Annotated in this window: 1 protein-coding gene (only partly in view); it reads right to left on the reverse strand. The window is 51.6% G+C overall.

The features are described from left to right. Positions 1-10,827, reverse strand: partial view of a non-ribosomal peptide synthase/polyketide synthase gene (locus tag OO184_RS25010; RefSeq protein WP_283256297.1) — the start only. It extends 25,578 nt beyond the left edge of the window; only the first 10,827 of its 36,405 coding nucleotides appear in the window; it begins with the start codon at positions 10,825-10,827; the stop codon falls past the left edge of the window. Positions 10,828-11,225: the final 398 nt, after the last annotated feature.

Here is an 11,225-nt window from a genome sequence, read left to right on the forward strand (position 1 = left end):
AATCACCACATCGTCCTGACCTGACAGGCGCGATAGGACTATCGCCCAAGCTGACAACAGCGTCATAAATAAGGTGACGCCCTGCTGCTCACTCAAGCGCTTAAGGGCGGTCGTTAACGCCACATCCAGGTTAACCGGCACGGCTTGTCCGGCAAACAACTGTTCCGGCGGACGAGGCCGATCTGTCGGCAAATCCAACAGAACCGGAGCATCAGCCAACATTGCACGCCAATAGTCAGATTGAGCCTGAATACGTTCAGCCGACAACCACTGACGCTGCCAGGCGGCGTAATCCGGGTATTGGATCGCCAACGGCGGCAATGGATCTGACTGTCCGGCCATAAACGCCGTATAGAGCGTGTTCAATTCCTGTACCAGCACATTGGCAGACCAGCCATCGGAAATTATGTGATGTTGGGTCAACAAAAATTGATATTCGTCATCGGCGATCCGGATAAGACAGGCGCGGATAAGCGGACCACTGTCAAGGTCAAATGACGCATGGGCTTCCTCCACGCTCAGGCGTTCAAGCACCTTATCCACATCTGGAACCCCGCGCAGATCATATTGAGATAACAGTAAGCCACTATCCGGCGCCAACAGCCGCACTTGCGGCTGGCCATCTACAGAGACAAAGACAGACCGTAACGCTTCATGACGGGCGAATAAGGTATCCAGCGCCTTTTGCCAGGCCACGATATCCAACTCACCACACAAACGCAGGGCTATCGGAATATGATACGTTTCGCTGACCCCTTCAAGCTGCGCCAGGAACCACAAGCGCTGTTGAGCAAATGACAACGGCAACGCCCCATCACGGGATATCGGCACAATGGCTGGCAGGATAGTATCCGATTGCCCCTGCCGGGCCTGCATGGCCTCAGCAAACGCCTTTAACGAAGGTGATTTAAACAGGGTGGTTAGCGGCAATTCAATACCCAAAGCAGCTATCCGGTTCATCACCCGCACCGCCAGCAACGAATGGCCGCCCAGAGCAAAGAAATTGTCATACCGGCTGATCTGTTCAACGCCCAGAACTTCACGCCAAATCGCCGCCAGAGCCATTTCCATTTCTCCCTGAGGCGCTTCATAAACCTGACGGGCAATGGCTTCATTATCCGGCGCCGGTAGCGCTTGACGATCTAATTTACCGTTCGGCGTTAACGGAAACGCATCCAGACGCACAAAAGCTGACGGCACCATATAATCCGGCAATAGGGCACCCAAGTAAGTATGCAGACTATTTACCAGCCCCTCATGGGCTTCCGCCACTACATAGGCAACCAGCCGTTTTTCCTGCCCTTCTCCCTGCGCCAATACCACAGACTCACTCACTGCCGGGTGTTCCACCAACCGGGATTCAATTTCCCCCGGTTCAATGCGGAAACCACGAATTTTAACCTGTTGGTCATTACGGCCCAGAAATTCCAGATTGCCATTCGGCAAATAACGGGCTAAGTCCCCAGTGCGGTACATGCGGGCATCAGGTTTATCACTAAACGGATCAATCAGGAATCGTTCCGCCGTTAAGTCAGAGCGATTAAAGTAGCCACGCGCCACTCCCGCGCCACCGATATACATTTCCCCCACTACACCCAATGGCACTGGTTGACCATACTCATCCAGTAAGTAAAGGCAGGTGTTGGCTATCGGACGCCCGATACTTTCAATGATCCTGTCACCCCGCTGTATCGGCAGCCAGGCAGAATAGGTTGTCGTTTCAGAAGGCCCATAGAGATTACATAACCGCTGTATTTGCGTTTCTGCGAAAATCTGCTCAATTAAGGCGCCTTTAAGCGGTTCCCCCGCCAGATTGACAGTATGAACCGACGCCATCAACGCCTGAGCCTGCAATAACGGTTTCATCGCCGATGGAACTGAGTTGATCAAAGTCACCGGCAGAGCATGCTGCATCAATGACAAGGCATCATCCACCAAATGAATCTCCGCCCCACGAGACAACGGCATAAAACATTCAAAAACAGACAGGTCGAAATTCATCGACGTTGAGAAAAGCACCTTACGGATCTCTTCGGTTTCAAAAGCCTGCTGAGCCCAGTACAGGAAGTTAACCGTATTGCGGTGCTCAATCATTACCCCTTTGGGCACTCCTGTAGAGCCGGAAGTGTAAATCACATAGGCCAGATGACGAGAAGTCAGCCCAGATACCTGTGGATTACTATCCGACTGATCAGGCGAGATATTCGGGTCCAGTACCGTCAGCCCAGCCAGCGCTTCCTCGCCCAGTGCAGACCAACCAGCTTTATCCGCCAGCACCACGGCCGGAGCAGCATCAGTCAGAATATGAGCCAGACGCGCGCCAGGATAAGCCGGGTCTAACGGCACATAAGCCCCGCCCGCTTTCATCACCGCCAGCAATCCAACCACCATTGCCGGTGAGCGTGTCACACAAATCGCTACCCGTTGGTCGGGCACAACGCCCTGTGCGATAAGTTGATGAGCCAGACGGTTAGCACGGGTATTTAATTCGGCATAACTGAGAGTTTGTTCTTGATACACTAACGCTGGCGCGTCCGGGGTTTGCTCCACCTGTTGTTCAAATAATTGATGAATGCACAACTGGTCAGGATAGGCGGCTTCCGTGGCGTTCCAGGTTGTTAACAACAAGGTACGCTCCGCTTCCGGTAGAATTTCCAACTGTCGTACCGGCATTTCCGGGGCCTGCTCTAGCGCTGTCACCAAGCTCTCCAGCGCCTGCTGCATATAACCGCATAGGCTTTCAGGATTAAACGGCTGCACTACCTGAGCCGTCAGCCCTAGAGCATCGCCAAAATCCTCCACCGATAGCATTAATGGATAGTTGGTCCGCTCCTGCGCGCCAAGAAACTCAATACCGCTTATCAAATCACCTGACGTTACCGGCAAAGTATTGTGCCGATAGTTCAATAAGCTATTAAACAGAGGGATCTCACCCTGCACACCGCTGCAACGCTGGGCCAGCGCCAGTGACGCGTGTTCATGCGCTAATAATCCGGCCAATCGGGTATGGGCGGTCTGTACACTGTCCTGTACTGGGGTATCATCCATATTCAACCGCAACGGCAAGGTATTAATAAACAGCCCCATGCCATTGTCAGCCCCGTCTCCCGCAGCCATACGCCCAAACAGCACAGTACCGAACACCACTTGATCTTGCCCGCTAGTACGCGCCAATACCTGCGCCCATGCCAAATGACACAAGGTCGCCAGACTAACACTCAAACGTCGAGCCTGACTACGCAAACGATTATTAAGCTCAGACGCTAACATCCGGTGAGATTCAGCCACCTGAGTGCCATTACGATGCACTTCCGTTAACCCAAACGGTAACGTAGGTTCATCTACCTCCGCTAACATGTCAGTAAAGAAACGGGTATGTTCTTCCTGACTCATCCCCAACCGAGCTTGCGCCACCAGATTACGGAAAGGCGCCGGTGCAGGCAGGCTCTCCTCCTGACCTGTCAGGTACGCCTGCACTTCACGGTGCATCACTTCCATCGTTTCATGGTCGCCAATCAGGTGATGCAGCAATTGCAGCAGGACCCAACGGCCATCAGTTTCTTGTGCCGCCACAAAACGTAATAACGGGGCTTCCTTCAAATCAAGGCGATGACGACGCGGATCAAAACGCCGGGTTAACTGGTCACTGATCGGACCATCAGCCGAGTTCAGTGTCAGTTCCGTCACCGATAAAGTAGCCTGACGCCAGACTACCTGTGCCGGAATTGACAATCCTTGCCAGATAAAAGCAGTACGCAGAATATCATGGCGATCAACCACTCCCTGAACCGCTGCCAGATAACGATCCAACAGATTCCGGTCAGCAAAGGCCATCTGACTGATTAACAGATAGGGATCACCTTCATTCTCCAGCAAATGGTGGAACAAAATACCATCCTGCAATGGCGACAGCGCATAGATATCCTGAATATTGGCTACCCCTCCCGGCACCTGTCCGACGATGCAATCAATATCAGCTTGAGTCAAATCAATCAGCGGCAACATTGCCGGTGTCAACTCTGTGGTTGCTGGCGTAATGACGTTAGGCGGCACTATCACTGCCTGATGCTGTCCTAACGTTTGCGCCAAGTCTGACAGCACCGGCGACTGGAACAGATCACGCGCCGTCAATGTCAATCCCAGGTGACGCAAGCGTCCAATCATACGCACAGCGAGCAGCGAATGACCACCCAAAGCAAAAAAGCTGTCATACCGACTTATCTGCTCAATCCCCAGTAATTCACGCCAAATCGCCGCCAATGCGATTTCTGTTTTCCCCTGAGGTTCGACATAAACCTGACGGGCAACAATTTCATTGTCCGGCGCCGGTAGCGCCCGATGATCCAACTTACCATTCGGGGTCAACGGAAAAGCATCCAGCCGCACAAAGGCCGTTGGTACCATATAGTCAGGTAAAATGGTACTCAGGTGAGTATGCAAGCTGTCCACCAGCCCGTCATTCTCTGATTCCACCACATAGGCCACCAGCCGTTTGTTCTGTCCTTCGCCCTGTACCAACACCGCAACCTCACGCACCGTTGGGTGTTCTGCCAACCGGGCCTCAATTTCCTTTGGTTCAATGCGGAAACCGCGGATTTTAACCTGCTGATCATTGCGGCCCAAGAACTCCAGATTGCCGTCCGGCAGATAGCGCGCCAAATCCCCAGTGCGGTACAGACGAGCATCCGGGTGATTACTGAACGGATCGACAAGGAAACGTTCAGCGGTCAATTCAGGCCGATTAAGATAACCACAGGCCACCCCATCGCCACCCACATAAATCTCTCCGACCACCCCCAACGGTACCGGTTGACCATAAATATCCAACAAATAAACCCGCGTGTTGGCTACCGGTCGGCCAATCGGGATGTTGGTCGCTCCTGGTGCTACTGCATTGATACGGTATGTGGCCGTAAAGGTGGTGCCTTCGCTCGGCCCATAGCCATTTAATAGCTGTTGTGGCGGGTTCGTGCGCAATACCTGACCGATAACATGAGGATCAAGGGCATCTCCGCCAACAATCAGGAGCCTTATCTGCGGCAAAACCGGAGACAATTCCTCTGCCAACTGGTTAAACAATCCGACACTCAACCACAGAACAGTAATTCGTTGAATCTGTAGAACCTGTACAAACTCTAGCGGCGTCAGCAAAGTGGCGTGATCGACAACCACTAACGCGCCGCCATTGAGCAACGGCGCCCAGACTTCAAACGTGCTGGCATCGAAAGCCGGATTAGCGGCAAAGGCCACTCGGTCATCTGGTTCAATTTCAGCGTAGCCATTGTTGATGACCAGCCGGACCACCGCACGATGCGGCACCAGAACCCCTTTGGGCATCCCAGTAGAACCGGAGGTGTACATAATATACGCCAACTCAGTGCTGGAACGCGGTAAGTCAATATTAAGGCGATCTTCTTCGCGGCTCGTATCTGCCTCATCTGAGAGATGAAACAGCGGTACAGCCAGATCCGCCGGGATATCTCTTTGTGTATCGGTGAGCAGTAATTTGGCGGAACAATCACCTATTAGCCAATTTTTCCGCTCATCCGGCATATTGGGATCTATCGGCACGTAAACAGCACCGGCTTTGAGAATCGCCAGTTGGGCCATCACCAGTTCTATTGAACGCGCTAGCAGGAGCGCGACATGATCGCCGGAACATACCCCTTGTGCAATGAGCTGACGAGCCAATCGGTTAGCACGGGCATTTAATTCGGCATAACTGAGAGTCTGCCCTTCATACACTAATGCTATCGCGTCAGGCGTTTTCTCCGCCTGCTGTTCAAATAACTGATGGATACATAACTGATCAGGGTAGATGGTTTCCGTGGCGTTCCAAGTTGTCAGCAACAAGGTACGCTCCGCTTCCGGCAGAATTTCCAATGCCCGAACAGGCATATCCGGGGCTTGCTCAAGGGCCTCCACCAGACTCTCCAGCGTCTGTTGCATATAGCCGCATACCCGTTCCGACTCAAACGGTTGCACTACCTGAGCTGTCAATCCCAGCGCATCGCCAAAATCCTCCACCGACAGCACTAACGGGTAGTTGGTTCGCTCTTGTACGCCAAGAAATTCAATACCGGCTATCAGCTCATCTGACGTTGCCGATAAGGCATTATGCCGATAGTTCAACAGAGCGCTAAAGAGCGGCGTACCGCTGGCAACCCCACTGCAACGCTGAGCCAGCGCCAGTGACGCATGCTCATGCGCTAATAATCCGGCGAGTTGGGAATGAGCAACCTGTACACTCTCCCGTACCGGGGTTTCATCGATACCCAACCGCAACGGCAAGGTATTAATAAACAGCCCCATACCATTGTCAGCACCATCCGCTGCCTGCATCCGCCCAAACAGTACGGTGCCAAACACGACTTGTTCCTGCCCACTGGTACGCGACAACACCTGCGCCCAAGCCAAATGACATAACGCCGCCAGACTGACGCCCAAACGCCGAGCCTGACCGCGCAGACGCGCATTCAATTCAGGCGTCAACATCCGGTGGAATTCCGTCACCTGTGAGCCGTCTCGGTGCACCTCTGTTAGCCCGAATGGCAGCGTCGGTTCATCCACCTCCGCCAGCATTTCGGTAAAGAAACGGGTATGTTCTTCCTGACTTACGCCCAGCCGAGCCTGCGCCACCAAATTGCGGAAAGGTACCGGCGCAGACAGGTTCTCCTCCTGACCCGTTAGATATGTCTGTACTTCGCGGTGCATCACTTCCATTGTTTCATGGTCGCCAATCAGGTGATGCAGCAATTGCAGCAAGATCCAACGGCCATCAGTTTCCTGAGCCACGACAAAACGCAATAATGGCGCTTCGCTCAGGTCGAGACGATGCTGACGTGGATCAAAGTGCCGGGTTAACTGGTCACTGACGGGTCCATCAACCGGGTTTAGTGTCAATTCAGTCACCGACAAGGTAGCCTGACGCCAGACCACCTGCGCCGGGACTGACAATCCTTGCCAAATAAAAGCGGTACGCAGAATATCGTGCCGATCAACCACCCGTTGAACCGCCGCCAGATAACGATCCAGCAGAATCCGATCAGCAAAAGCCATCTGCCCCGTCAACAGATACGGGTCGCCTTCGTTTGCCAGCAAGTGGTGGAACAAAATACCGTCCTGCAACGGCGACAGGGCGTAGATATCCTGAATATTAGCGATCCCGCCCGGCACCTGCCCGACGATGCGATCAATATCAGCCTGAGTTAAATCAATCAGCGGCAACATCGCCGGCGTCAGCGCCGTAGTTGCCGGGGTGATGACGTTAGGCGGGACTATCACAGCCTGATGCTGTCCCAATGCTTGGGCCAAGTCTGACAACACCGGCGATTGGAACATATCACGCGCCGTCAATGTCAATCCCAAGTGACGCAGGCGTTCAACCACCCGTATCGCGAGTAGCGAATGACCACCCAGAGCAAAAAAGCTGTCATACCGGCTGATCTGCTCAATCCCCAGTAATTCACGCCAAATCGCCGCCAGCGCTATTTCTGTTTCTCCCTGAGGCGCGGCATAAACTTGACGGGCAAAGGCTTCACCATCCGGTGCCGGTAGTGCACGACGATCCAATTTACCATTCGGCGTCAATGGAAAATCATCCAGCCGCACAAAGGCTGACGGTACCATGTAGTCAGGCAAAATAGCTTGCAGATGATCACGCAGGCTGTTCACCAACCCGTCACGAGCTTCCGCCGCCACATAGGCCGCCAGCCGTTTTTCCTGACCCTCTCCCCATGTTAACACCACCGCTTCACGCACCATTGGGTGCTCTGCCAACCGAGTTTCGATTTCTCCTAACTCCACGCGGAAGCCGCGGATTTTAACCTGCTGATCGTTTCGGCCCAAGAATTCCAGATTGCCGTCCGGCAAATAACGCGCCAAATCCCCGGTGCGGTATAGACGAGCATCCGGGTTATCACTGAACGGATCGACAAGGAAACGTTCAGCGGTCAATTCAGGCCGATTAAGATAACCACAGGCCACCCCATCGCCACCCACATAAATCTCTCCGACTACCCCTAACGGTACCGGCTGACCATAGGCATCCAACAGATAAACCCGTGTGTTAGCTACCGGTCGGCCAATCGGGATGTTGGTCGCTCCCGGCGCTACTGAATTGATTCGGTATGTTGCCGTAAAGGTAGTACCTTCACTTGGCCCATAACCATTTAATAGCTGTTGTGGCGGACTGGTATTCAGTACCTGACCGATAACATGGGGATCAAGAGCATCTCCGCCGACAATCAGCAGCTTTATTTGCGGCAAAACCGGAGACAGTTCCGCTGCCAGCCGGTTAAACAATCCGACACTCAACCACAGAACGGTTATTCGCTGAACCTGTAAAGCCTGTACAAACGCCTGCGGCGTCAGCAAAGTAGCGTGCTCAACAACCACTAACGCGCCGCCATTAAGCAACGGCGCCCAGACTTCAAACGTGCTGGCATCAAAAGCCGGATTAGCGGCAAAAGCCACTCGATCATCCGGTCCGATTTCAGCATAGCCATTATTGATAACCAGCCGGACCACCGCACGATGCGGCACCAATACCCCTTTGGGCGTCCCGGTAGAACCGGAGGTGTACATGATATACGCTAACTCGGTGCTGGAACGCGGTAAGTCAAGGTTAAGGCGTTCTTCCTCGCGATCTATGTCTGTCTCATCCGAGAGACGAAACAACGGCACAGCCAGATTAGCCGGAATATCCGCCTGTGTATCGGTAAGCAACAATCTGGCGGAACAATCACTTATTAGCCAGTTTTTCCGCTCATCCGGCACACTAGGATCAATCGGCACGTAAACGGCCCCAGCTTTGAGAATCGCCAATTGGGCGACTACTAGCTCCATCGAGCGTGCTAGCAGAAATGCAACATGATCACCGGGACACACCCCTTGAGCAATGAGCTGACGAGCTAACCGATTGGCGCGGGTATTCAGTTCCATATAACTGAAGATTTTATCTCCCTCTATCAGTGCCGTTGCCTCCGGTTTTTTCTCTACTTGCTGTTCAAACAACTGATGGATACATAACGCCTCAGGATAGGCGGTTTCCGTGGCGTTCCAAGTTTCCAATAATAGCTTGCGTTCAGACTCAGGTAACAAATTAAGCTGTCCAATGGGGATTTCATCACTCATCCTTTTTGATGACGCCAGCACCTGCAAATGCTCACTCATCCGCAGAATAACTTCTGGACTCAAGCGATTTTCATCATAGATCCAGCGAAAACCGCCCTGCGCATTCATTTGGAACGTCAGCAATTCGCCGGATACCGTCTGATCGCACGATTTGTCATCCTGTATCACAGAAACGGCGATCTGCCACGGCTGGCTTGTTCTTAATTCCGGGATAGCCCGCAGTGAAGGAGAACGGGAGAGAAGATCTCGACTAAATGTGCGGTGCCGCGCCAATCGAGCAAGTTCATCACCAACCCAATCAGCTACCACAGACCACGGCTTATCAAACGCCACCTCAACAACCATCGGCACCACCGGTGACAACCCGGTCAATATATCTGGTTTATCGTTTGCCTCATCCACATACCAACCGATTTGCAGTTCAGTCTGCTGAGTCAAACGCGCAAGATAGATAACGAATACCTGCAACAATGCCTGTAATGGATCTTCTCCAGCGTTTTTTAGCAATGGAAGCTGCCAGGGACTCATTCCCCATCGGGGTTCTGCCTGTTTCCCAATCATTTCAAAAGGTAACTGGAGGGGTTGTAACGAGGCAAGACGCTTATACCAAAATGGTTCACTGGGTGCGAGTGTTTGCAGGGTATCTTTTACATTCTGCGCTTGTTGTGAGGAGAGCAAAGGAAGCTGTTTGCCCGGCCTAAGTTCCGATATATCGGCAAGTTCTTTGGCAGACAACAAATGACCTTCAAGGGTAGCGAATCCCCCGATCCGCACATCCTCACTGCCGGTCGTCACCTGCCAGGCATCCTCCTCCACACTAATCAACGTACCGGGTATCCCCTCAGAGCATGTGTTCAACCGCTCAAGCCAGGAAATTTGTACCGGGCCATGCCTCAGTAACAGTTTCGGGCAACCCAATGGATTTAAATAATTTTCCCCAAAATCCAATGCTCGCACTAAAGCTGACAGGACTTCTGCCGACTGCTCCCAACACAAATATCCCCCCCAATCGGGACGACGCGACTGAGCATAAAAACTCCGTTGCGAGAGATCTTGAGGATAAGTCACCAGTGCGTCGCGCCCCAGATTTTTTAGTAGTTCAACAAATCCTTTCTGAGCCGCTTGATAACACTTCAGATTCAACGAGAAAGCGTTATCCTGTTCTTCAATTGATACTGGCGATTGCACAGCAATATCGCCGGCATCTACACCACCTTCAATGCAGTGCCAAGAAATAGCATAATCAGTCTCTCGGGCTAACAACGCCCAAGAAGTCGCATGACTGCCCGCATAACGTGGTAATGGGCTATTGTGATAATTAAAAGCCCCGCTACGAATTTGTTTAATTAATGACTCTGGCAAAATGATTGGGTTGACGATTGAAAAAAGCCAATCGACAGGCTGTGACGTGATTTGTTCTTGTAATGCCTCAACCGAGTTCACACAAGCAATCCCTTGCTGGGCAGCCCACGTTTGTAGAACATTATCAGTAGGTAGCACTGCTTGTATGGTATGCCCAGCCGCCAGAATTTGCTCGGCGCAAAACACCGCAAGGGTTGTTCCCCCCACCACAACGCATTCTCGTGGTGGAATCGATGTATCATACGTATTATGAGTTATATTTTCACATGACATCTGAGAGAGAGCTTCATCTTTAAGAACATTTCCCGCTGTAGCAATGTTACCTTTCATTTATTACCTCAACGAATCTGTTAGAAATTTGAAAACTGTCATACCTGACAGCCATCACCAATATTTCTTTCTTACTTCTTGCCCCCAAGAAATAAAAACGGACATATCCGAAATCAATTCAAAATATTAAGACACTTTGCCATCGTTCGATTAATAACGGTCAATTGATCATTTTTTATTCCAATCCACCTAGTAACCGAACAAATAACCAACATTAATTGCACAAATAAAAAACTCTATTCTTAATCCTACAAGGGCATTATTATATCCAATACCATAAAGAAACATTACAAATTACAATTAATATCACTACATATTATTTCAAAATAATAAAATAAGGTGACATGTATAATAGTTAACGCAATAAAATATTGATTGTAACGAGATGTATTCCAATT

It is taken from the genome of Photorhabdus aballayi (genome assembly GCF_026153155.1).
Lineage (GTDB): Bacteria > Pseudomonadota > Gammaproteobacteria > Enterobacterales > Enterobacteriaceae > Photorhabdus > Photorhabdus luminescens.